The 20,661-nt window shown below is 67.9% G+C and carries 29 protein-coding genes and 1 pseudogene; 14 read left to right on the top strand and 16 right to left on the bottom strand.

What is annotated here, in order from left to right; genetic code table 11:
* Positions 1-56: 56 nt before the first annotated feature.
* Positions 57-203 (top strand): hypothetical protein, encoded by a 147-nt coding sequence (locus G5V59_RS33935; RefSeq protein ID WP_278259383.1) that lies wholly within the window; start codon positions 57-59, stop codon positions 201-203.
* Here the strand turns inward: G5V59_RS33935 and G5V59_RS33930 are convergent.
* From G5V59_RS33930 to G5V59_RS33915, 4 genes are all read right to left on the bottom strand, one after another.
* On the bottom strand, positions 168-1,346 hold the full coding sequence (locus G5V59_RS33930; protein WP_278259382.1) for a glycosyltransferase 87 family protein: 1,179 nt from the start codon (positions 1,344-1,346) through the stop codon (positions 168-170). The two genes, G5V59_RS33935 and G5V59_RS33930, sit on opposite strands and share 36 nt — an antisense overlap.
* Before the next feature lie 79 nt (positions 1,347-1,425).
* On the bottom strand, positions 1,426-2,685 hold the full coding sequence (locus G5V59_RS33925) for a DUF692 family multinuclear iron-containing protein (protein ID WP_278259381.1): 1,260 nt from the start codon (positions 2,683-2,685) through the stop codon (positions 1,426-1,428).
* A 9-nt stretch (positions 2,686-2,694) separates the two neighbouring features.
* On the bottom strand, positions 2,695-2,838 hold the full coding sequence (locus G5V59_RS33920) for a hypothetical protein (RefSeq protein WP_278259380.1): 144 nt from the start codon (positions 2,836-2,838) through the stop codon (positions 2,695-2,697).
* A gap of 251 nt (positions 2,839-3,089) precedes the next feature.
* Positions 3,090-3,989 (bottom strand): alpha/beta fold hydrolase, encoded by a 900-nt coding sequence (locus G5V59_RS33915; protein WP_278259379.1) that lies wholly within the window; start codon positions 3,987-3,989, stop codon positions 3,090-3,092.
* A 119-nt stretch (positions 3,990-4,108) separates the two neighbouring features.
* On the opposite strand from G5V59_RS33915, the gene G5V59_RS33910 reads away from it, so the two are divergent.
* From G5V59_RS33910 to G5V59_RS33890, 5 genes are all read left to right on the top strand, one after another.
* Positions 4,109-4,555 carry a hypothetical protein gene (locus tag G5V59_RS33910; protein ID WP_278259378.1) on the top strand — a complete coding sequence of 149 codons (447 nt, stop codon included), beginning with the start codon at positions 4,109-4,111 and terminating at the stop codon, positions 4,553-4,555.
* A gap of 154 nt (positions 4,556-4,709) precedes the next feature.
* Positions 4,710-5,201, top strand: a complete 492-nt coding sequence (locus G5V59_RS33905) for a hypothetical protein (protein ID WP_278259377.1) — start codon at positions 4,710-4,712, stop codon at positions 5,199-5,201.
* Positions 5,198-5,329, top strand: a complete 132-nt coding sequence (locus G5V59_RS33900) for a helix-turn-helix domain-containing protein (RefSeq protein ID WP_278259376.1) — start codon at positions 5,198-5,200, stop codon at positions 5,327-5,329. Before G5V59_RS33905 ends, G5V59_RS33900 begins: the two co-directional genes overlap by 4 nt.
* A 186-nt stretch (positions 5,330-5,515) precedes the next feature.
* Positions 5,516-5,857 carry a hypothetical protein gene (locus G5V59_RS33895; RefSeq protein WP_278259375.1) on the top strand — a complete coding sequence of 114 codons (342 nt, stop codon included), beginning with the start codon at positions 5,516-5,518 and terminating at the stop codon, positions 5,855-5,857.
* Entirely contained in the window at positions 5,770-6,339 is a 570-nt protein-coding gene (locus G5V59_RS33890) for an alpha/beta hydrolase (RefSeq protein WP_278259374.1), read from the top strand. Before G5V59_RS33895 ends, G5V59_RS33890 begins: the two co-directional genes overlap by 88 nt.
* On the opposite strand, the gene G5V59_RS33885 is transcribed toward G5V59_RS33890, so the two are convergent.
* From G5V59_RS33885 to G5V59_RS38320, 4 genes and pseudogenes are all read right to left on the bottom strand, one after another.
* Positions 6,336-7,148: a methyltransferase domain-containing protein gene (locus G5V59_RS33885; protein WP_278259373.1), complete on the bottom strand. Its 813-nt coding sequence runs from the start codon at positions 7,146-7,148 to the stop codon at positions 6,336-6,338. The genes G5V59_RS33890 and G5V59_RS33885 overlap by 4 nt on opposite strands.
* Positions 7,149-7,157: 9 nt before the next feature.
* Complete coding sequence (locus tag G5V59_RS33880; RefSeq protein WP_278259372.1) at positions 7,158-7,391, bottom strand: hypothetical protein; 234 nt, start codon at positions 7,389-7,391, stop codon at positions 7,158-7,160.
* Positions 7,392-7,506: 115 nt separating this feature from the next.
* Positions 7,507-7,917: an SDR family NAD(P)-dependent oxidoreductase gene (locus G5V59_RS33875; RefSeq protein WP_278259371.1), complete on the bottom strand. Its 411-nt coding sequence runs from the start codon at positions 7,915-7,917 to the stop codon at positions 7,507-7,509.
* A 1-nt stretch (position 7,918) separates the two neighbouring features.
* Positions 7,919-9,088: pseudogene (locus G5V59_RS38320) on the bottom strand (acetyl-CoA C-acyltransferase).
* 90 nt (positions 9,089-9,178) lie between these two features.
* On the opposite strand from G5V59_RS38320, the gene G5V59_RS33855 reads away from it, so the two are divergent.
* From G5V59_RS33855 to G5V59_RS33845, 3 genes are all read left to right on the top strand, one after another.
* Positions 9,179-9,382, top strand: a complete 204-nt coding sequence (locus G5V59_RS33855) for a hypothetical protein (RefSeq protein ID WP_278259368.1) — start codon at positions 9,179-9,181, stop codon at positions 9,380-9,382.
* A complete protein-coding gene (locus tag G5V59_RS33850) occupies positions 9,379-9,621 on the top strand; it encodes a hypothetical protein (RefSeq protein WP_278259367.1) in 243 nt (80 codons plus the stop codon). Before G5V59_RS33855 ends, G5V59_RS33850 begins: the two co-directional genes overlap by 4 nt.
* Before the next feature lie 102 nt (positions 9,622-9,723).
* The gene (locus G5V59_RS33845) at positions 9,724-9,975 is read left to right on the top strand and encodes a hypothetical protein (RefSeq protein WP_278259366.1); all 252 of its coding nucleotides are present in this window, start codon (positions 9,724-9,726) and stop codon (positions 9,973-9,975) included.
* A gap of 1,630 nt (positions 9,976-11,605) precedes the next feature.
* On the opposite strand, the gene G5V59_RS33840 is transcribed toward G5V59_RS33845, so the two are convergent.
* From G5V59_RS33840 to G5V59_RS33830, 3 genes are all read right to left on the bottom strand, one after another.
* A complete protein-coding gene (locus tag G5V59_RS33840) occupies positions 11,606-12,400 on the bottom strand; it encodes a hypothetical protein (RefSeq protein ID WP_278259365.1) in 795 nt (264 codons plus the stop codon).
* Positions 12,401-12,762: 362 nt separating this feature from the next.
* A complete protein-coding gene (locus G5V59_RS33835; RefSeq protein WP_278259364.1) occupies positions 12,763-13,020 on the bottom strand; it encodes a hypothetical protein in 258 nt (85 codons plus the stop codon).
* Positions 13,017-13,223, bottom strand: a complete 207-nt coding sequence (locus G5V59_RS33830; RefSeq protein ID WP_278259363.1) for a hypothetical protein — start codon at positions 13,221-13,223, stop codon at positions 13,017-13,019. The genes G5V59_RS33835 and G5V59_RS33830 overlap by 4 nt, the downstream gene beginning before the upstream one ends.
* Before the next feature lie 579 nt (positions 13,224-13,802).
* Between G5V59_RS33830 and G5V59_RS33825 the strand changes: the two genes are divergently transcribed.
* From G5V59_RS33825 to G5V59_RS33805, 5 genes are all read left to right on the top strand, one after another.
* On the top strand, positions 13,803-14,102 hold the full coding sequence (locus G5V59_RS33825; protein WP_278259362.1) for a hypothetical protein: 300 nt from the start codon (positions 13,803-13,805) through the stop codon (positions 14,100-14,102).
* A gap of 330 nt (positions 14,103-14,432) precedes the next feature.
* Positions 14,433-14,567: a hypothetical protein gene (locus tag G5V59_RS33820; RefSeq protein ID WP_278259361.1), complete on the top strand. Its 135-nt coding sequence runs from the start codon at positions 14,433-14,435 to the stop codon at positions 14,565-14,567.
* Positions 14,564-15,145, top strand: coding sequence for a hypothetical protein (locus G5V59_RS33815; RefSeq protein ID WP_278259360.1), 582 nt, complete (start codon positions 14,564-14,566; stop codon positions 15,143-15,145). Before G5V59_RS33820 ends, G5V59_RS33815 begins: the two co-directional genes overlap by 4 nt.
* Positions 15,146-15,376: 231 nt before the next feature.
* Positions 15,377-15,601, top strand: coding sequence for an endonuclease NucS domain-containing protein (locus tag G5V59_RS33810; protein ID WP_278259359.1), 225 nt, complete (start codon positions 15,377-15,379; stop codon positions 15,599-15,601).
* 120 nt (positions 15,602-15,721) lie between these two features.
* Entirely contained in the window at positions 15,722-16,765 is a 1,044-nt protein-coding gene (locus tag G5V59_RS33805; protein ID WP_278259358.1) for a hypothetical protein, read from the top strand.
* Positions 16,766-16,953: 188 nt separating this feature from the next.
* Here G5V59_RS33805 and G5V59_RS33800 read toward each other — a convergent pair whose 3' ends face one another.
* From G5V59_RS33800 to G5V59_RS33780, 5 genes are all read right to left on the bottom strand, one after another.
* Entirely contained in the window at positions 16,954-17,130 is a 177-nt protein-coding gene (locus G5V59_RS33800; protein ID WP_278259357.1) for a hypothetical protein, read from the bottom strand.
* A gap of 56 nt (positions 17,131-17,186) precedes the next feature.
* Positions 17,187-17,570, bottom strand: a complete 384-nt coding sequence (locus G5V59_RS33795) for a hypothetical protein (protein WP_278259356.1) — start codon at positions 17,568-17,570, stop codon at positions 17,187-17,189.
* A 52-nt stretch (positions 17,571-17,622) separates the two neighbouring features.
* Positions 17,623-18,285 (bottom strand): serine/threonine-protein kinase, encoded by a 663-nt coding sequence (locus tag G5V59_RS33790; protein WP_278259355.1) that lies wholly within the window; start codon positions 18,283-18,285, stop codon positions 17,623-17,625.
* Positions 18,286-18,724: 439 nt separating this feature from the next.
* Complete coding sequence (locus G5V59_RS33785) at positions 18,725-18,964, bottom strand: hypothetical protein (protein WP_278259354.1); 240 nt, start codon at positions 18,962-18,964, stop codon at positions 18,725-18,727.
* Positions 18,965-19,077: 113 nt separating this feature from the next.
* Positions 19,078-20,274, bottom strand: coding sequence for an N-6 DNA methylase (locus tag G5V59_RS33780; RefSeq protein ID WP_278259353.1), 1,197 nt, complete (start codon positions 20,272-20,274; stop codon positions 19,078-19,080).
* Positions 20,275-20,661 lie beyond the last annotated feature (387 nt).

Here is a 20,661-nt window from a genome sequence, read left to right as displayed (position 1 = left end):
AGACCGGCCTGCCGATCAGCCTGGGCTTCGTCGACGGGCCGACCCGCACACTCGGGATGGGCCCGACCTTCCACCCGACCGGGGACGTGCGCGCCGACATGGACCGGGTGCGCGCGTTCTACGCCGACAAGCACGGAATCCGGCCCGAGAACCGCACCGAGCCGCGGCTACGCGAAGAGGCGGAGCCGCCGCCCGGCACCTGAGTCGCTGCTGCGCGCCGCGCGCAGTCCCCACGCCGCGGCCGCGACGAGCAGGACGAGCGCGGCCAGCACGTAGGCGTTGCCCGCGATCCCCTCCGCGAGGCTCCAGTCGTACTCCTTGCCGTCGCGGAACGGCGACCACCAGATCGCCCGCGAGAAGGCGATGGCCGCCACCAGGCCGGCGACCACACGCGCCCGCGGCATTTCGCTGAACCACAGCGCCACGACCGTGGGCACCAGCCACACCCAGTGGTGGTCCCAGGAGATCGGCGAGGCCAGCAGCATCCCGTACGACGCCGTGCACACCGCCAGCGGACGGGCGGCCGGCGAGGCCGAGCTCCACAGCAGCCGGGCGGCGAGCAGCGCGACCAGCGCCGCGAGCCCGGCGACCGCGAACCACAGCGCGGTCGGCGCCTCGTGCCCCAGCACCCGGCTGAGGATCCCGAGGACGGACTGGTTGCCGGCGTACTCCACGCCGCCGACCCGGCTCGGGTCCCACAGCACGTCGGTCCAGTACGCCCACGAGGCGCTGGGCGCGAGGGCCGCACCGAGCAGCACGGTCGCGGCGAAGGCCCCGACCGCGGTGCCGGCCGCGCGCCGGTAGCCCAGGACGAGCAGGAAGGCGACGAAGAAGAGCGGGGTGAGCTTGATGCCCGCGACGACGCCGACCATCCAGCCGGCGTACCGCCGCTCGGGGCGCAGCACGTCGGCGAGGATCGCGGCCATCAGGAAGAGGTTGACCTGGCCGAAGGAGAGCGTCGACCAGACCGGCTCGGAGAGCAGGGCGGCCGCGACGACGGCGGGCAGCACCCACGCGCCCGGCGCCGCCCCGCAGGCACGCAGGGTGGCGTCGAGGACCCAGGCCAGCACGAGCACGCACGCGACCGACCAGACGAGGGCGCTCACCCAGATCGGCAGCACCGCCAACGGGAGCATGAGCACGGCCGCGAAGGGCGGGTAGGTGAAGGGCAGGTCCGCGACGTGGAAGCGGACACCGTAGAGGTCGCCGCCGAAGAGTGCCCCGGCGCCGAGCTCGTAGACGCGCAGGTCGATGAACCAGTCCCAGCGCCACGCCAGCAGGGCGCACCAGAGGCCGACGCCGAGGGCGAGGGCGGCGATCAGGCGACGCGCGGTGCGGGTGTCCACCCGGCCGAGGCTAGGCGTGCCGGAGCCGCCCGGCGGTGCCGCGGACGGCGACGTACGCAGTCTTCATCGGGCGGTCACGTCACGGCCACCAGCGCGGCGGCCTCCAGCAGGGCGACCTCGCGCAACGGGCCTTCGCCCGCCCGCTCGGCGACCAGCCGCGCGAAGGCCGCGGCCTCGCCCTCGAAGCGCAGCCCGCGCGGGCGGTGCTGGTCCCAGAACTCCCGCACCAGCGCCGCCAGGTCGTCCGGATCGCCGATCGCGAACACCGTCGGCAGCAGGGTGAGCAGACTTGGTCAGCCGCCAGCCCTCGTGCAGCGTCGTGCACAGCGCGATCCCCGGGTCGGTGGCCTGGGCCCGCAGCCGCGCCACCTCCACCTCCGTGAGCCGGTCCAGGCTCCTCCCCCGCCGCGACCCGCCGCGCGAACGCCGGCTCGAGCACCATCCGCGCCTGCACCCGCTGGTACGACGCGGCGCTCATCGCACCGCCCCGAGCACTGCCTGCGCGCGTTCCAGCACGGCCGCGATGCCCGCGACGCCGACCTCCTCGCCCCACGACCCGAGCAGACTCGAAGGTGACCCCGCCGAGGTTCGGGCAGGCCGCGACCACCTGGTCGAGCAGCGCCCACACCTCCTCGGGCGGGGCACCGGAGTGCGCGTCGAGGTAGAAGCCGTCGAGCTCCATGCCGCCGGCCACGTGCACCTCGCGCACCGCGGACGACCCAGGCTCCGCCAGGTACGACGCTGCCGACATCGCGCCGTTGCGCACGTTCACCCACAGGTTGTGCAGGTCCAGCAGGACCCCGCCGCCCCACCGGGCGCTGAGGGCGTTGAGCACCTGCGGCTCGGTCAGCGGCTCCGCGGGCGTGGCGAAGTAGTAGACGTTGTTCTCCAGCAGGAAGGGCCGGCCGAAGCGCTGGCGCAGCGCCCGCACCCGGGGCCCGACCCGGTCGACGGTCTCCTCCTCCAGGGCGAGCGGCAGGGTGAGCCCGAGGCTGACCGGCGCACCCTCCTCCTCGACCGCGCAGTAGGCGAGGTGCTCGCTGAGCCAGGGCGGGTCGAGCCACTCCACCCATGCGGCCAGCTCGTCGACGTACCCCTCGTCGAGGGGGCCGGCGCTGCCGATCGACAACCCGATGCCGTGCAGCAGCACGGGCATCCGCGCCCGCACCCGCTCCAGGTAGCGGCGGTCCTCCGGCTCGGACACGAACCGCGTGGGCTCCCCCGCGCCGCGGTCGCGCCAGAGCGTGTCGGGGATGACCTCCAGGTAGTCGACCGGCAGCGCGCCGTCGAGGACGAGGTCGCGCCAGGCCGGCTGGTACAGAAGTCCGACGCCCAGCACGACCGGGCCTCAGAACCGCTCGACGCGGGCGACCTGCTGCAGCCGCTCGAAGACGACGCTGTCGATCGACAGCCGGTCCAGGCCGCTCAGGCAGGGCGCGCAGCCGCCGCCCTTCGGCGGGCGGATCGTGAGGGTCTCCTTGAGGATCTCCACGATCTCGTCGAACTTCGTGTCGGGCTCCAGCGCCAGCCTGACGTGACGCAGTCCCGCGCCCCGCAGCCTCCTTCTCCACCATGACGTGCTCCTTCTCATCCGTTGATGCCTCCCTGACACCAGGGTCGGCGAGGACCGGGCAGTCACGCATGAGCCGGAGGAGTCTTGCGGGCGGGCCGGTGCGGTGGCACCATGCCCGCCCGCGCGGACGGCTCGCCCCCTCCCGAGACGAGCCGTCCTGCTCCCCCCGATCAGAAGGGCGCCGGCAGGCTCAGGCTGCACCTCATCGCCGGCGGGTCCTCCGGGTCCAGCGCACGGCGGATGAGCAGGTTGACGTTCGGGTCGACAGCCATCGCGAGGTGGCCGGAGAAGTCGAACGCGCAACGGTCCTGGAGCACGATGTTGGTGACACCGGGCTGGTCGATCCTCCCGCTCGTGTACGGCGTCACGACCGTGTCGTAGCGCGACATGATGTTGGTGTAGGCGACTCCCGGGACCGCCACGCCGCCCCGCTGCAGGTCGTCGAGGAAGTCGTTGGGCGCGAGGAACTCCAGGCAGGACGCGCACTGCGACTGCACGAACTCGGTGACGCTCGGCAGGAACGGCATGGCCGCCTTGATCAGGACGGACAGACCGTTGAGGGTCGAGCCCTGGTAGTTGGTGCCGAAGCCGACGTAGTCCTTGACCTTGGCAGCGCCGCCTTCGTGCTTGAGGTAGTACGCCGAGACCGTGCTGCCCTCCGAGTGGCCGACCAGGTCGACCTCCGCGGCGCCGGTCGCGGCGCGGACCTTGTCGACGAAGGCGCCGACCTGCACGGCGCTGGCACGCATGGAGCCGAGGCCGCCGACGAGATCGCCGAAAGCGCCCTGGCCGTAGGTCGTAGAGAACACGCAGTAGCCCGCGTCCGCGAGCCTGGTGCCGTGGTAGAACCAGTTGGTCACTGCCTGGCCCCCCAGGCCGTGCAGCAGCACGACTGGCTGCGGGTGCGCGGCCGAGGGCCGGCAGGACCAGTCGTTCCACCCGCTCGTCGGCGCCGCCGCCTGGGCCGGGGCACTGGCCACCACCGGGGCCGCCAGGCCCACCGCGACGAGGCTCACCCCCAGCAGCCTGGTGATCCAGCGCGTACGGCGCGGACCTGTTGCTCGCTTCATTTCCTTCTCCTCCCTCGGGCGGCGTGTGGCGCCGCTCACAGGAATCCTGGACGAGCCGACCGGTCCCGACGAGTGGGCGCACTCTGGAATTCCCCGGGGCCCTTTGTGATCCTTCACAAATGGTTCTCTCCTTCGCCGGGCGCCCGGTCGGCGAGCCTGCTGCCCGCGCTGCGTCACCAGCTGGTCGAGTCGATCCTCGGCGACATCGCCGACCACGTGGCCATGTACGCCGAGTTCGCCGGACCTGCTCGGCGTCGACGTGCGGAGCGTGGTGCGGGAGAACCTCCAGGCTCTTCGAGTCCCGGGTGACCGGCGCGCCGCCCGGTACGGACCTGCTCGACCGGATCGCCGAGTCCGCCTACCGCCGGGCCGAGGAAGGCTTCCCCCTGGAGGCTGGTGCAGCGCGCCTACCTGACCGGCACCGCGAGCGCCTGGGACGCCGTCGCCGCCCTCGCTGGGCCCGACGACCTGGACTCCCTGCGCCGGATGGGGCACGCGGCGCTGGAGCACCTGACCGACGTGCTGCTGGTGGTGACCTCCTCCTACCTCGAGGAGCCTGCGGATGAGCGGTGACGAGGCGGAGAGCGTGCGGACCTCGCTCGTCGCGGCGCTGTTGTCGGGAACAGACGTCGGGCAGGTCGCCTCGTCGCTCGGCGTGAGCCTGCCGGAGCGCTACACCGTGGTCGCGCTCCGGATCGGCGCGGAGCCGCGGGAGGGCGAGTGGGACCGGCCGGCCGCGATCACCGCCCGCCGCCGGCTGCGCGCGTTGCGCGCCGAGCCTGGAGGACGACCGCGTCCACGTTCCCCTCTTCGAGTCTCGACCCCTACGGCGGCCTGGTGCTGCTCCCCCATCCCCGCGGTGACGAGCACGCCTGGGACGGAGCCGCCGTGGAGGCCCTCGTGGGCCGGCTGGCGAGCGCGGCCGACGCCGAGGTCTGGGCCGGCACGACGGCCGCGGGCGTCGCCGAGGTCCCGGCCGCGGCCCGGTTGGCGCGCGAGATCGTCGACCTGGTCCGTCGTACCGCTCGCGCGGCGGGGACCTACGCGATGGACGACGTGCTCCTCGACTACCAGGCTCTCGCGCCCGGGGCCGGTCGCCGACGCGCTCCGGGCCCGGCTCGCGCCGCTCAGCACTCGCCCGGACCTGGTCGCGACCCTGCACGCCCACCTCGCGACCGGGCAGAGCCGCACGCGCACGGCGGAGCCTGGTGAGCGTGCACCCCAACACCGTCGACTACCGGCTGCGCCGGGTCGCCGACCTGGTCGGTCTCGACCCGTGGACAGCCGACGGTCTCGCCCTGCTGCGGGCCGGGCTGCTCGGCCTCGAACCGGCCGGCTGACCGCAAGTGAGACCGCTGGGACGACTGCCCTGGACAGCGCGTCCAGAGCATGGGGAGATGGACCCACCATGAGCCTACGCGAACCAGCGCGAGTGGCGCGCCATCCAAGAGTTTCTGCCCGCCGACTACCGGATCACGCCCGGCACCGAGCCCGCCGAGGAGTGGTGGGAGGTCGAGGGGCACCGCGTGCACCTCGACACCTACCGCAACCCGGACGCCCCGGTGAAGGTGATCCTGCTGCACGGGGTCGGCACCAACGGCCGCCAGATGTCGCTGGTGCTCGGCCGTCCGCTCGCCGAGCGGGGGTACGAGACGATCGCGATCGACATGCCGACGTACGGCGTCACGGAGGTCGCGGACGGCGCACTGGTCACCTACGACGACTGGGTGCGGCTCGGCTCGGATTCTGGTGGACCGCGAGCCTGGCCGACGGTCGTCCGGTGGTGCTCTACGGGCTCTCCGCGGGCGGGATGGAGACCTACCACGTCGCCGCGGTCAACCGCCGGGTCAGCGGCATCATCGGGATGACCTTCCTGGACCAGCGCTCGCGCCAGGTGCGGGTGCAGACGGCCTTCGACCCGGTGACCGGATTCCTCGGCGCCCGGGTGATGGCCCTGCTCGCCCGCACTCCCCTGCGGCGACTGCGGCTGCCGATGCGCCTGGTCAGCAAGATGCGCACCCTCGTCAACGACAAGGCAGCCAAGCGCGCCTGCTACGCCGACAAGACCTCGGCCGGCAACAGCGCGAGCATCGCCTTCCTCGACTCCTACCTCAACTACGAGCCCGTCACCGAGCCGGGCGACTTCGACGTCTGCCCGGTGCTGCTGACCCAGCCGGCGGCCGACCGCTGGACGCCGCTGCACCTGTCCGAGCCGTTCCTCGCGCGGATCACGAAGGCGCCGGTGCGCACGGTCCTGCTGGAGAACGCCGGGCACTACCCGCTGGAGCAGCCCGGCCTGGACCAGCTCGTCGAGGCGGCCGCCGGCTTCGTCGCCGAGGTCGCCCGCTAGCCGGGACGGCGCGCGGTGACCTGCAGCCAGCGCATCGGCGCCTCGAACGACCCCTCGCCGTACCGTGCGGCCAGTCCGGCCCCCGCGATCGCGGTCGCCCGCTCGACGGTGAGGCCGGGGCAGCGCTCGATCTCGCCGCGCAACGGGGTGCCCTGGCAGTAGGCGATCGCGGCGTCGGCCGTCGTGCTGCGGCTGGTGCCGTCGACCTCCTCGACGTCGATGGCGGTGAGGCCCGCCTCGACGAGGTCGGCGACGACCCGGTCCGGTTCGAAGTACCCGTGCGGGGTGCGCCTCATGAACGCCAGGTCCGCCTCCGGCACCGCCGCGGCCAGCGCGTCGGTGACGGTCTCGGCGATCCCGTTGCGCTCGATCCGGTCCCAGGTGTTGAAGGCCAGCAGGCCGCCGGGGCGCAGGACGCGCCGCGCCTCGTCGTACCCCTGGACGCGGTCGGGGAAGAACATCACGCCGAACTGGCAGGCCACCGCGTCGAAGGACCCGTCCGGGAACGGCAGGTCGGTGGCGTCGGCGACCTGCCAGGTGACCCGCCCGGAGCCGCTGCGCTGCTCAGCGGCCCGCAGCATCGGGGCGTTCAGGTCCGTGGCGACCACCTGTACGCCGCCGGCGCGCTCCAGCAGCCGGGTGAGCACGCCGGTCCCGGCGGCCACCTCCAGCACGTCGACGGGCGCGGCGTCGAGCACCGCCGCGGCCAGCAGACGCGCCGGCTCGGCGAAGATCATCGGCACCATGAGCCGCTCGTAGACCTCCGGGATCGACCCGGTGAAGGCGGCGTCGCCGGCACCCGAGCTCATGCGGTCAGGCTAGACCGCCCACCGGCTCAGCGCAGTGCCTCGCATGCGATGCCGCCCGGGGTCAGCCCGCGCCCCCGCGCAGGCTGGGGGTACAACGCCTCGACGGGACCGGCCAGGCCCGCCTTGACCTGCACGCTGAGACTCGTCGGCGAGGATCTCGTAGGCCCCGGCCTCCAGCCCGTCGTACGCCGAGCGCACCACATCGGCAGGGTCGAGCTCCGGCGCGTCCACGCCCTTGGTCATGGGCGTGTCGGCGTACCCGAGATGGAGCCCCGCGACGTGGACGCCGAACGGCGCGAGGGCGATGCGCTGGGTGTTCGTGGCCTGCCACAGTGCGGCCTTGCTGGCGCTGTAGGCGTCACCGATCCCGATCCAGGCTCAGCACCGAGAGCACGTTGAGCAGGGTGCCTCCCGAGGCGCGAAGCGCCGGGGTGAAGGCATTGGTGACGACCAGCGGGCCCCAGAAGTTCGTCTCGAACAGATCCCGCGCGGCAGTCAGGTCCCCGAGCACGGTGGCGCCGTTCGCGGCGCCGGCGTTGTTGATCACCACCGACACGTCGTGCGCGACCTCGGCCGCTGCGGCGACCGAGGCGGCGGAGGTGACGTCGAGCACCAGCGGCACCACGCGGTCGTCGTCCCAGGGCTTCGGGGTGCGGGCGGCGGCGTACACCTTGGCGGCGCCGCGCTCCAGCGCCTGGTGCACGAAGTGGGTTCCGAGCCCACCGTTCGCCCCGGTCACGAGGACGACGGCACCGTCGATGGTCGGCATGTCAGATCCTCTCGATGATGGTGGCGTTGGCCGGGCCGCCGGCCTCGCACATCACCTGGAGCCCGAACCGGCCGTCGCGCTGCTCCAGGACGTCGAGCAGGCTGGTGGCGAGCCGGGCGCCGGACGCGCCGAGCGGGTGGCCGATGGCGATGGCACCGCCGTTGACGTTGACCTTGTCGAGGTCGGCACCGGTCTCGGCCTGCCAGGCGAGGACGACGGAGGCGAAGGCCTCGTTCACCTCGAAGGCGTCGATGTCGCCCAGCGACAGGCCGGCCCGGTCGAGCACCTTCCTGGTCGCCGGGATGATGCCGGTCAGCATCAGGACCGGGTCGTCACCGACGACGGCGAAGGAGTGCACGCGAGCCCGCGGTCGCAGGCCGAGGCGGGCGGCCGCCTCCTCGCTCGTGACGAGCACCGCGGCCGAGCCGTCGTTGACCGGGGAGCCTGTTGCCCGCGGTCACCCGCCAGTCGATCGTCGGGTACGCCGCCGCCCAGTCGTCGCTGTGGAACGCGGGCCGCAGACCGGCGAGGGTCTCGGCGGACGTGCCCGGGCGGATGGTCTCGTCGGTGCGCAGGTCGTTGACGAACGCGACCTGGCGGTCGAGCAGCCCGTCCTTCCACGCGCGGGCTGCCCGCTCGTGGGACATCGCGGAGTACTCGTCGAGCCTGAGCCCGCGACAGGTTCCACTTCTGCGCGATGAGACCCGGCGCTGATGCCCTGCGGCACGAGCCCCCCGCCGTAGCGGGCGCCGACCTGGGGGCCGAAGAAGTCCTTGCCCTGGAACTGCGAGCCGATCGGGATGCGGCTCATCGACTCGATGCCGGAGGCGACCGCCACGTCGTACGCACCGGCGATGACGCCCTGCGCGGCGAAGTGCAGGGCCTGCTGGCTGCTGCCGCACTGACGGTCCACCGTCACGCCGGGGACGCTCTCGGGGTAGCCGGCGGCGAGCAGCGCCCACCGAGCGGTGTTGCCGGACTGCTCGCCGACCTGCCCCACGGCGCCGCTGATGACGTCGTCGATCTGGCCCGGGTCGATGCCCGTGCGCTCGACCAGCGCCCGCAGCGCGACCGCGTGCAGGTCGACGGGGTGGATGTCGGCGTAGGCGCCCCCCGGCTTGCCCTTGGCCAGCGGTGTGCGGACGGCGTCGATGATGACTGCTGCGGACACGACGTGCTCCTTGGTCAGTTGGTTTTCGAACTCACCACATCGTGGCGCGGTCGGTTTGAAAACACAACCGTCTTCGCCGAGAATGTGACCATGCCGACAGCCCCTGCCGACCGCTCACCGCGGGACTGCACGATCGCCGACGCGCTCGAGGTCGTCGGCGACCGCTGGAGCCTGCTCGTGGTCCGCGAGGCTCTTCTACGCCCAGCGCCGCTTCACCGAGATCGCGCGCAACACCGGTGCTCCACGCGACATCCTCACCACCCGCCTGCGCAAGGCTCGTCGAGCACGGCGTGATCGCGCGGGAGCAGTACAGCCAACGCCCCCCCGCGCTACGAGTACCGGCTCACCGCCAAGGGCCGAGCCCTCTCCCCCGTCCTGCTGACCCTCAAGCAGTGGGGGCACGAGCACGTCCGCCGGGGCGAGGACCCGGTCCGCTTCGAGCACTCCTGCGGCCAGGAGTTCGTCGCCGAGCTCCACTGCGCGGCCTGCGGGGACGGCCTCCGCGAGGGTCAGGCCTGTCGCTCGAGCCGTAGGCGCCCTCAAAACGAGGCAGGGCCTCCTCTCACGAGGAAGCCCTGTCGTCTCGGTGGAGCCTGAGGGGACAACTATCGAACCCCTCCCCCGCCTTGCAGCGGATGCTCGATGGCAAGAAGTCGCAGGTAAGGATGCATTCGGCCGCTGTCGGCGACCCGGTGAGCCAACAGAAGCAAGTCCGCCTGTCGGACGCTCAGCGGGCGGAACTCGTCGAGCGACACCGCGCCGGCGCCTTCAAGAAGGAGCTCGCGCGGGAATATGGGATTTACGTCGAGACGGTGCGGGCGATCATCCGCCGCGCCGAAGTCACCATCGCTGGCGCCAGTCCGGCCGACGCTTCGCCGAGCGTCTAGGCGTCCGGCAAGAGCACGTCGATTTCATAGACGTCTGACCCGACGACATCTCCGGTGCCAAGGTCAACGTCAAAGCGGAAATGAGTTACTTCTCTACCCGAGGCAGCGATGCCGCGAACGAGCATGGCGAACCTGGCTAGCGCCGTAAGCCAAGTCTTTGAGTCCCCGGGATCGATGCGCGCGGGCAGCCGGGGATTTCGCCCAACGTAGTCGTCGCGACCCATGAGCCTTGCTCTCGACATCGGGGCCATTGTCGATGCGACAGTAGATCGAGATCCCCTGCACAACCACGGGGAGGTCGCCGGTGCTGCGGACGATCAGCGCAACAGCCTTCTCGACCTCTGTCCCCGAGGGTGACTCGGGGATACTGACCCAAGGGGACTACGAGCGCGCTCCCACCGTCCTCGATGACCGTTGCGCTCCGAACCTCAACTGCTGCCTCACGAACTGGGCGAAACGAACTGAAGGCGGCCTCGATCGCGGCAGCGAGGGTCTCTTCAGTGATAGCCCTCAGTTCTGAGGCATCGGCTCCTGCAGCCGCAGTCCCTCGGGACGCCTTCCAGCCTGCGGAGCATCTCGACTGTGTACTCATCGGGCTCCTTGTGGTCTACCAAATCGTGATGAGGGACGCACAGTAGGAGGAGGTTCGCGAACGACCGTCGCTCCTCGTTAGTCATCTCAGGGTTGTAGCGGGCCGACCCGATCTCTGCGCCCTCGATATGAGCGATGTGTACGTTCACGGAGGGCTGGCCCGGCTTGACAAAGACAATGCTCGGCGTTTCGCAATCGGGGAAGTAGCACGTCCCTCTTGCCATCTGAAATAGCGCGCTCTTGGTTCCCGATCGATAGCCATGGGGGTCGATCGGATCGACTGCTTCCTCCGAACTCACCTCTGAAGGCTACCGATCGAGCCCGACAAGGCCACTCCAGCCAATCCGACCTTGATCGCTGTCGTTCCAGCCGACGAGTTGCGTCACGCGGAGACCGGACTAGGCGGCACCGAGTCTGCTACCGCCCCTGGCTACACCAGTCCGTACTTCTGGGCTAGGCCAAGAACGTGCGGACACGGTTGAGGTTGGCCGCACGCTCGCGCGTTGGGCGGAAGCGGGTGAGTCTAGCACGCCGTCCTGCACCCGCCAATGAGCGACGAGCAAGTCCTTATCAGCCTGCAGCGCAGCGATGGCGGCCTGAAGCTCCTCTTGACTCCAAGATTCGCCACCGGGACCCGCTGCTGGCGCGCCTGCTTGCAGGGTGAGCAGTTGTCCCTCGATCTGATCGAACAGTGATTCGTGGACGTCCTTACCAGCGGGACTCATGGCACCAGGTTCATGTCGGTGGCCGCGGGTGTCAACCGCCCAAGTCGGCGCGTGATGCCCGGGCGTACCGGATCCACGCCGAGACGGTGCGGGCGATCATCCGGAGGGCTGAGCCTGCAGTCTTGACGGTCCGCCCTCAGCGCCAACACGAGGTCACGCGCTGGGCTTGGACAGACTGTTCTTGCCGACCGCAATCAGGGCGACCCCACCCCCGACGAACGCCGCTTTCTGCACCGTTTCTGCGCCAGCCGTCTTGAGTTCGTTGCGGATCTCGCAGTGCAGCGCGCCAGGGCGTGGCACCGAGGATCTCGCGATCAGCCTTTAGCAATACTCAAGGGCGCGTGGAACTCATCAATGCTGATGCCAATCGCGTTGAGCGATCCAAAGACCGAGCCGGCTGCTCGGGCATGCAGCAGGATGTTCTCGTTGGCGACACCGCCCGCGGCCGTCAGGCTGGTCCATGAGGTTGGACGTGGTTTCCAGAACGCGCGCCCGGCGATTCTCTCGCGCCTCGGCGACGCCTCTGCGGTGACCCTCCAGGCTTTCGGGTGCCGTGGCGAGGACGTAGTCGAGCTCGATGACCCGGAACTGGTCTTGCAACTCGAAGCAGCGAGCCAGAATGGCGAGTTCGCAGCGCCGCTTCTTGCTCGAGTCTCACGCATGGTCTTCTTGAGTTGGCCAGGGCGGTTGACGTCCTGCACCTTGTCGGCGAGGTCGCCGAGCGCGAGCAGTGCTGCGCGCTGCACCTCCAGGATCGTGCCAGATTCGCCGTCGACCTTGCTCCACAGCGTCTTCGGGTCACCCCCGTGCTCGCGGATCGTCATGGCTTCCTCGATGGCTTCGGCAGCCCGACCCATCTTGGCGAGAACAGCGTTGCGCTGGCCGCGTCGTACGTCATCGAGCCTTGGCGTCGATCTGGATGAGTAGCGCTTTGAGACTCCTGCGCTTCGGCTTGCTGGGCGAGCCTGGCTCATGAGGCCACCGACACCGGACAGGACTGCGGGATTCGTAAGCAGCGAGGCCGGCCTGTCCTCTACTTGGAGCCACTTTCCGATCTTGCCGGGGTCGCCCAGCATCGCGTGGCTAACGCCGTCGGTCTTGGTCTTCATGAGACCACCGGCATCCTTGAGTGCCTGGGTGGATTCGGGAGTGAGCCTTGAGGTACATCGCCGATTGCTCCGCAATACCGGAAGCCACCTCGGCAAGGTCGGACCCCGCCCTCAGCACTCCCCTGACTTTGCCCAGCGCGAACTCGCGGGCGTGCTCCAACAGCCCCGCGCCGTCGAGGAACCGCTCGATCGTGCCGCGATCACCGGAAACGACAGCGACCTCGCCGTCACTGACCAGACTCGATCTCGCTAGACACGATGTACGTCCCCCTTCGTCATCCCGAGCGTATCCGGGGTCGTCGGGCGGCCGAGGCGAAACAGAGGCCGGCGGCGACACTCTGCGCCTGCAGACGGAAGACTGATCACAACTCCCACCGGCGAGAACTCGCGTGCGCTACACCTCGGCTCGCACCGAACTTGTCAATGATCTTCTCGAGCCGCTCGATGCTCGACTCGTGCTTCGTCTGCCTGGCGTAGGCGAGCACGAGGTCGCGGTCGTACTCGCCGAGGGCGACGAGATCGTCGAGGGAACTGCGCACCATCCGTTCAGAGATGTCGTCAGTCCACCCTTTGTAGCCCTCGTACACGATGCCTTCGAGGATCTCGACAGACTTCGTCACTCAGGCTTGCCTCCATGACCTGGCCGGTGACGATGTTGTAGGCGCGGTTGATCTTGGCCCACGGCTCCATCTCGCCGGGGATCCACTCCACCAGCAGCACGACGCTGCTCTCTAGGTGGTGCAGACTTCTCCAGGGTCTTATGGCGCGGACACCATGCAAGGACGACCCCGCCGTCTTCGATGCGGCCGCTGCGCTCAGTCACAATGGTTTGCTTCGCCAGGCTCCGGGTGGTGGGTGGCGCCGTCCTTCTGCACCGAGAGGACGGTCAATCGCGCACCGTGACGTCGCGCGAGGACCAAGCCGAGTTGCTTTCCCGGACCAAGCGTGTCCTGCTCCGTGCCGCGCGGGAGATAGACGTAGCGATGCTTGAGCGCTTCGTCGACGCGATCTGACATGTTCTGATTCCTTCTCTCGCGATCCTGATCAAGAGACTAGATGGAACCGCCGACACTTCCCCGACCACAGCGTCACGCGGGTATCGCCGCGTGTCTCCCGACTGCCAGCAGTTCTGAGGCGCACACTTGGGCCGTGAGGCGAGGAGAGGAGGGCACGGTGTCCGATGACGATCAAGGTCACGCTCGATCGCGACGCTGCGCCCATCTCGCGCGAGGTCTTCTCGGCACTTTTGAGCAGTCGGTCGTCCACGACTACAAGCCCATCCAGAGGGCACTCAAGTCCGGCGTGATGCCATACCGCGAACTCGTGGGAATGGCACGCCAGGCGGAGATCCCCTACCCACTATTCTTCGCGCCCCTCGACGTGGTGAACGAGCAGGCTCCGCATGAAGACGGAGGCGCTCATGGTCGGGTTCAACAAGAAGACCGAGTTCGCCATGAACTCGCGGAGCCGAGTGCGAATCAACGTGATTGAACTCATCGTGAAGGACCTTCTCCGCAAGCAGGAGTACCTCAAGACCGACAAGGCACTTCCAAAGAACGCAATCGTCAACAGCCTCAAGCGCCTGGGCGCGTCCGCGCAGGAGGACGCCGGGAAGGCTCATGCGCCTCCTCAAGCCTTCGCCGACGGATCTGCGCGGGGCGAGGAACAAGAGCGACGCGCTCGCACCTTCTTGCAGTACTAGTGGCACGGGGCACTTTCGCCACCGTCACCTAGAAGCACCAGACGAGCGACGAGACGACCTTCCGGGAGTGGGAGATCACCGCAGAGATCCTCATGCCGGCCGCGGACTTCAACGGTGTCGATCTGAGCACGCTGGATGCGGTGCGCGAGACGTCCGACGAGTTCAAGGTGACCCCCAGCGCTGTGGTCACGCGAGCGCGGCGCCTCAGCCTGCTCGGCAAAGAGGAAGCAGACCGCTACCTCGAAGAGCCTCTGCGTTGCGTACGAAAGTGGAGACAACCCGCCTCGCAGCGGCCCGAGGGGGCTGAAGGCGCTACGAAGGCACAACGGGGTGGAGTGCTCGCGCCGGATGCTCGCGATCTACGACTCCCAGGGCATTTCCCGCGGTGACTTCTGTCGAGTGATGTTCTCCAACAAGTTCCGCGGGGCGCAGTCCATCAACGACTACCGAGCGCTGGTGGCATGAGCGAGACCAAGTACTTGGTGGACAACAACGCCATACTTCAGATCGGTGCCCATCGCGCTGCATCCACCTTCTTCAGCGAGCACTGCCGTGTGCCAGAGGAAGTCGCACATGAGGCGGGACCGCGCCGCGCCGAACGTCTGGCGCGACTGACCGTGCCGATGAGCGCTCGGATCCTCGAGGAGGTTGTCGCAGTAATGACGACGGTGCCGGTCGGCGACAAGACGCTCGTCGACCTCTACGGCAACAAGGGTCCTGCAGACCCGATACTCGTCGCGACGGCCCTCGTCCTGAACAACCCAGAGCGGCCGTCGCTCTTCGATGACGAGTGGGTCGTCGTCACTAACGACGGAGCCTGTGCGCGAGAAGGCGAACCAGTTCGGGATCAAGACAGCGACCTCGCCAGAGTTGGCCGCGCTCATCGATTCAGCGAAATCCGACTGACGCCAGTCTCGCGCCTGCCCGACGCTCATCAGGCGAAACTCGTCCAACGACACCGCAAAGACGCGTTCGAAGGAGTTGCACGGGCGTACGTACGCGTTCTCGCTCACCGTGACCGCCTCCTGACCCCCGATTCTTGAGTGCCAGAATCCGCGAAGCCCCTCCCGCCTCGCTCACCCGCAACGGGTGATGTTCCGACCACTCGCGGTCCGGAGAACCGGCGTCGGAGGTGTCAACAACCTCAGGAAGCGCAACAGCCTAGAGGCCGGTGGGGCTCCCACCTTGGTCTTCCAGGCTTTGCTGCATATCTCCCGGCTCTCTCCGCGACGTTCACGCGGACGGGGAACCGACTCGCCGGTTAGCCTCGATCCGTGTCTGAACCCCAGAAGGAGAGCGTCCTCCGAGACCACCTTGCCCAGAACCTTGACCTCATCGAGTCGGGTCTGCAACTGCTCAAGGTGGAGTACGCGGTCAAGAACCCTGACGGCGCCGACGGCTCAATCGACATCCTCGCTCGCGACACTTCGGGTGACTTCGTCGTGATCGAGTTCGAAGCGATCGAGTCAAGTGTCGCGACAGGCGTTGCAGGAGCCTGAGAAGTACGTCGGGCTCCTCGCGCAGGACCGCGGGCTTCGGGTCGATCAGCCTGCGGTGCATCCTTCTATCAACCACGTGGCATGAGACTCGCTGTGCCGTTTGCCCGCTTCGTCGGGCACGTGGACTTCCATGTCGAGGGGCGAGTGCTCGAGGTGGATTCAGCCGGCATGCCGGCCGAACCATCGCCAGTCGTCCTGCCCGCACTGAGCGGCGGGGTAAGGGCTTGCCCGATTCATCTCGATCTACTGTTCCGCGAAGCCGAAGAACGTGATGCAGCACTTCAAACGGCAAGCGACGTTCTGGACGATCTCGGCGTCCGCGACGTCGTCGCGATCTCGATGACGTACGCAGGTTCCAGCGGCTGGGTGATGTTTCCGTTCAGCGTGTACCTCGTCTTCGCTGAGTTCGACGACGCATTGCGCGACCACCTCCGAGAGCGCTTCCCCGTGGAGGCAGCGGACGAGCCCGAGGACGGCCGCTGGTGGTACGAGCAGGTCGTCCAAGGCGCGATCGTTGAGGCAGTCGACGTCGAGAAGAGCGTGGAGATCAGCACTCCCGACCGCTTCAAGACCGCGACGGAGTGGGAGATCGACGCCGTGAAGGGATACGGGCGTTTCGATGACTCGCTGGTCTGGTCCGACGATGCCGTCCTGGGAATGGTGTCGGGCTTCGACGGGAGGCTTCTCGACATCGCTAACTCGGCGGACCCGTCCGGCCCAAAGGGCGGCGTGGAGCAAGCCTGCGTACGGATCTCGATCAATGCCTTCGCGGTGCCGAAGGATGGCGGGTTGTTGTGGACGCGTGGCTCGATGAACGAGAGACCGAGCCAGAGACCGGCGTCCTCGTTTCTGTGTGCGCGCCGAGCGACGTCCTCTACGCCCTGGAACACCTGGCACGAACCGGAGAGCCCAGCCACATGCCGAGCCTCTTCATGCTCGCGCAATCCGACACGATCGAGCGCCTGGTCGGGGGCAGGCTGCATTGGGATGGGTCGACGCATGTGGAGACGGTCGACCAAACTCTGGGCGCCGTGGTCGGCAGACTTCATGGACTACGCATTCGCGCAGGCATCTGGCGACCTTGCGGACGTCGACGAGGAGCCTGTGCCACCTGCACGGCCTTACGTACCGAGTCATCGAGTCGACATCATCGGTCGGCTCTAACGCGCTCTCTGACGGCAAGCGGCTCTCCGCCTCGTCGGACGGCACCCTCGCCCGCCACAAGTTGGTCGCCGAGGACCTGGTCGACGACGCATCAGCCTTCGTTGCCGCCCACGCGGGCTACCTGAACGAACTGACCGAGATGTTTCGGAAGTACGTCTGGAGAGCCGAGTAGACCGAACGTCGCGATGCTAGGAGGCCGCGATGACCAACGGTGCAACGCCAGCCCGCACTCCGGCCGGGAGGCTCCGCACCGTGAAATCGGTGATCGACCATCGCAACTCGTCGATCGGAATCGACCGAAGCGCCTCCACAGCCTCTGCAGCGCCGGCGTCGGTCTTGATCTCTTGAAGGACCTGAACCAGCACGTCGCGGACGTGCCACCGGTTGTGGTGGGCTCCCAGACGAGCCAGCGTTCTGACGACTAGCCCAAGCATCTTCGCGTCCCGAGTCGCGCGCACGACGCGGCGCAGGAAGTTGGCGAGGGTGTCGCAGTACTCAAAGGAGAAAGCTTGTTCGTGGCGACGTGCTCAGCGAAGCGGCCGACCACTCGGCCGAAGGCGATCGCATCCCATTCCCACAGGCGCTTTGCAGAGGCTTGATCCATCCAGGGAAGAACTCGTACCAACGACACCATGTCTTCCTCGTTGGTCTCATCCAGCGTCTGTGCCCACTCAGCGACCTGGATCAGGTCTTCGTTGGTGGGACGGCTGAGGAGGCGGTCACGAAGTCGCTCTGCCTGCTCCTCGCGGGACTCCCACGACTCGTGCACATCTTTGGTGCCGACGGACCGCTCCAGGGCATCCACGAATTCCGCGACTGTCTGGTAACGGGACGCCGGCGTGTTCGCGATCGCTCGTTCAACCACAGGCCGAAGCACGCTGACGGGAACCTCGGCATTGACCGGCGTTTCCCCGGTGAGCAGGCTCCTGCAGGACCTTGCCGAGGCTGTAGATATCGGAGAGGTGATTCGCCGTTCGAGCCTGCTGCCACTGCTCGGGGGCGGTGTAGACCCACGAACCAAGTCCCTGCCGGTACGTCGAGGTCAGCGGGTCGGTGTCACGCTCGGCCTGCACTGCCAGCCCAAAGTCGGACACAGCCCAAACGTCCGTCCCGCTCTCTTCCGCGCTGAGCCGCAGAATGTTCGCAGGCTTCAGGTCACGGTGGTAGACGCCGTGCTCGTGGATGTAAGAGAGACCTGCACAGACCTGTCGCAAGATGTCGACGATCATCGGCGGCGTCAGCGTGGTGCCACGAGCGAAGTCCGACAGGCTGCCTTGCGCCAGGGGCATCGCGTACCAGACGTTCTGGTCCACGGTCTCCCCCTCCGCAAGGATCGACACCACATTCGGGTGCGACAGTCCCTGCATGATCCGGAGCTCACGTCGAAACCGCTGGATCACCTCGTCATCGACACCGTCGACATCACGAAGCACCTTCACGGCAACGGTGTCGTCGTTCTTCTTGTCCGTCGCCCGGTAGACGTCCGCGAAACCACCCTTGCCGATCTCCGGGTACTCCAAGAGAAACCGCCCGCCGAGCGTGCGACGCGCAGCCTCAGCCTGACGGCCGCCCGGCTTTGGTACGTCGCAGGCTGGATCCGCCCCACGCAGCAACCACGTCGAGGTCCCAGATCGGACCCTGGGCGATCTCGCCGATGGGGTCCGGAAAGTCGGGTCGTTGACGAAGCGCGGTCACCCGCGACAGGGAGACACCCAACTCTCCAGCAACTTCGCTTGAACCGCCGAGTCGCATCGCACCCTCCGAATGGTTGTGGTGACTTCACCATAAATGAAAGGTGAAGTCACCACAACCATTACTGACCTGAGCCTGCTCTCTCTTCGCGTGTCGAAGACCGCTGCCTCGAACGAGGCAAGCGCGCCGATGGCGGTGACCGGCAACTCGCGGAGATGACGGCGGATTGAGGCGAAGGAGGCGATCAGAGCCGACCAGGACTCGGGATCACCTGGCACAGGAACGTTGAGCCTTCTTGACACCATCGAAGTAGAGGCGCCGGCGGACCGCCCCGCGACTCTCCCGCTCGATCTCCGCTCGTCCCTGCTCGCTCTTCAGGAACATGAGGAGATACTCCTCGTCGAACGGCGCGTCCTCTGTCAACCGGAAGACGACATAGTCCGGGCTGACCCATCCGGCTTCGTCCTCACGCCGGCACAGAGCGATCGAGCCGACGTTGACGCGCATCGGGTTGTATACGAAGTCGCCGGGCTGAAGCCTCCCGATACCGACTGGTGTCCTTCGCCGTCTTGCCCTTGAACGGCGCCAGGCCGCCGGCGTTGCTCACTCCGACGTATCGCTCAGGGACCTGCCGCCCCGCACGCTCCCCAGACTCGACCACGCAGTTGGCGAGCGGAATGGCTTCGGACAGCGGATAGCGGCTCATCGAGCCTGTGCGCGTCGGCCAAGGCCTGGGTCAACTCGACCATCACCCCAAGACGCGCGTGGAGACCTTCGATCCGCTCCCCCGCAGCATCGGCGCCGGTCACCAGGGAAGCGTTGGGCCACGGGATGTCAAGGTCGAAGCCGCTCTCAACGATGGTGTCGTACTCGACCTCCCATGCGTACTCGTCGGCTGTTCCATCGACCAGCCACGCCTCCGCGCCCTTCAGCACGTCGGCCGTGATGGGGTTGGTCTTGCTATAAGAGCGCTTTCCAGGAGGCGAAGGAACCTGGTAGTAGCGGATGGTCTCGGTTCGTCCACCCTTCGAGAAGAAGATGACGTTCGTACGGGTGTCCGGCGCGGTCGGGAAGACACCGGTGGGCAGCCGCACGATGGCCGTGACCTTGAACTCGTTCACGAGGCGTCGCCGCACGGTCGAGAAGGCTGTTTCGGTGCGGTACAGGATGCCGTCCGGGAGGACGATTGCCGCGCGCCCTCCGTCCCGCAACTTGGCCATGCAGTGCTGCAGGAACAAGAGTTCGGTGGCGGCAGATTTGCTCGGGAAGTTCTGCTGGACCTGGGGGTTCTCGGTGCCACCGAACGGCGGGTTGGTCAGGATGACGCTGAACTGCTCGCTCGGGTTGATGTTGCGAGCGTCCTGCTCCAGGGTGTTTCGGCGAACGACCTGTGGATCTTCGACGCCATGCAGGATGAGGTTCATGGTTCCGACCAGGGCAGCGATCTCACCAGACTCTTGACCGTAGAAGGTGTTCGAGTTGAAGACATCGCGCTGCTCAGTGGTCTTCGTTGATGGCGCCATGTGCTCGGCCGAGCCGACGAGGAATCCCGCCGATCCGGAGCATGGGTCGTACACGGTGTCGCCGAGGGTCGGGTTGACGATTCGAACCATCGACTCGACGACGGGCCGAGGCGTGTAGAACTCGCCGGACCATCCCGCGTCGGCCGTCTGCGCCAGCAGCGACTCGTAGATGACGCTCATGGCGTGGTGGTTGTCGAGCGCGTGGAAGTCGATGGAGTCGACGATGTTGACGACTTCTTTCAGCGAATAGCCGGACTTCATGACCGTTCGGATCTCGCCGAAGATCGCAGCCACCCGCTCGGCGCGAGGACTGCCCGACAGCCCGCGTAGGTACGGCAGCAGACTTCTCGGTGACGAACTCGATCAAGGCGTCGCCGGTGAGGTCACGGTTGCGTGCCCAAGTGCCCCAGCGGAACTCACGCTTGATCAACGGACGGTAGGTGGTGCCGTCGATCTGTGCCACCGTCTCGCGGTTCTCTTCGAGCGAGTCGAACACCTTCAAGAAGAGGAGCCATGTGAGCCTGCTCGAGGTACTTGAGTGCGTTCTTGGTGTTGTCGTCAGCCCGCATCCGGTCAGATGCCGACTTGATCTTGGACTGCAGACTCGGAGAGGGTCATGCGTCAACTTCTGGCTCGAATAGCACGGACTGGACGGCCGCCAGGAAGCCTTGCGACCGCCTC

This window comes from Nocardioides convexus, from assembly GCF_011090295.1.
The sequence above is the reverse complement of the archived record's forward strand: the minus strand, read 5'-3'. Positions and strand labels throughout refer to the sequence as shown.

What these genes read in the sequence shown, in the direction of transcription:
- G5V59_RS33935 (WP_278259383.1), top strand. Translation starts at nt 57, where the DNA reads ATGGGCCCGACCTTCCACCCGACCGGGGACGTGCGCGCCGACATGGAC.
- G5V59_RS33915 (WP_278259379.1), bottom strand. Translation starts at nt 3,989, where the DNA reads ATGAAGCGAGCAACAGGTCCGCGCCGTACGCGCTGGATCACCAGGCTG.
- G5V59_RS33910 (WP_278259378.1), top strand. Translation starts at nt 4,109, where the DNA reads ATGGTTCTCTCCTTCGCCGGGCGCCCGGTCGGCGAGCCTGCTGCCCGC.
- G5V59_RS33885 (WP_278259373.1), bottom strand. Translation starts at nt 7,148, where the DNA reads ATGAGCTCGGGTGCCGGCGACGCCGCCTTCACCGGGTCGATCCCGGAG.
- G5V59_RS33880 (WP_278259372.1), bottom strand. Translation starts at nt 7,391, where the DNA reads ATGACCAAGGGCGTGGACGCGCCGGAGCTCGACCCTGCCGATGTGGTG.
- G5V59_RS33875 (WP_278259371.1), bottom strand. Translation starts at nt 7,917, where the DNA reads ATGCCGACCATCGACGGTGCCGTCGTCCTCGTGACCGGGGCGAACGGT.
- G5V59_RS33855 (WP_278259368.1), top strand. Translation starts at nt 9,179, where the DNA reads ATGCCGACAGCCCCTGCCGACCGCTCACCGCGGGACTGCACGATCGCC.
- G5V59_RS33845 (WP_278259366.1), top strand. Translation starts at nt 9,724, where the DNA reads ATGCTCGATGGCAAGAAGTCGCAGGTAAGGATGCATTCGGCCGCTGTC.
- G5V59_RS33840 (WP_278259365.1), bottom strand. Translation starts at nt 12,400, where the DNA reads ATGAAGACCAAGACCGACGGCGTTAGCCACGCGATGCTGGGCGACCCC.
- G5V59_RS33825 (WP_278259362.1), top strand. Translation starts at nt 13,803, where the DNA reads ATGAAGACGGAGGCGCTCATGGTCGGGTTCAACAAGAAGACCGAGTTC.
- G5V59_RS33815 (WP_278259360.1), top strand. Translation starts at nt 14,564, where the DNA reads ATGAGCGAGACCAAGTACTTGGTGGACAACAACGCCATACTTCAGATC.
- G5V59_RS33785 (WP_278259354.1), bottom strand. Translation starts at nt 18,964, where the DNA reads ATGCGCGTCAACGTCGGCTCGATCGCTCTGTGCCGGCGTGAGGACGAA.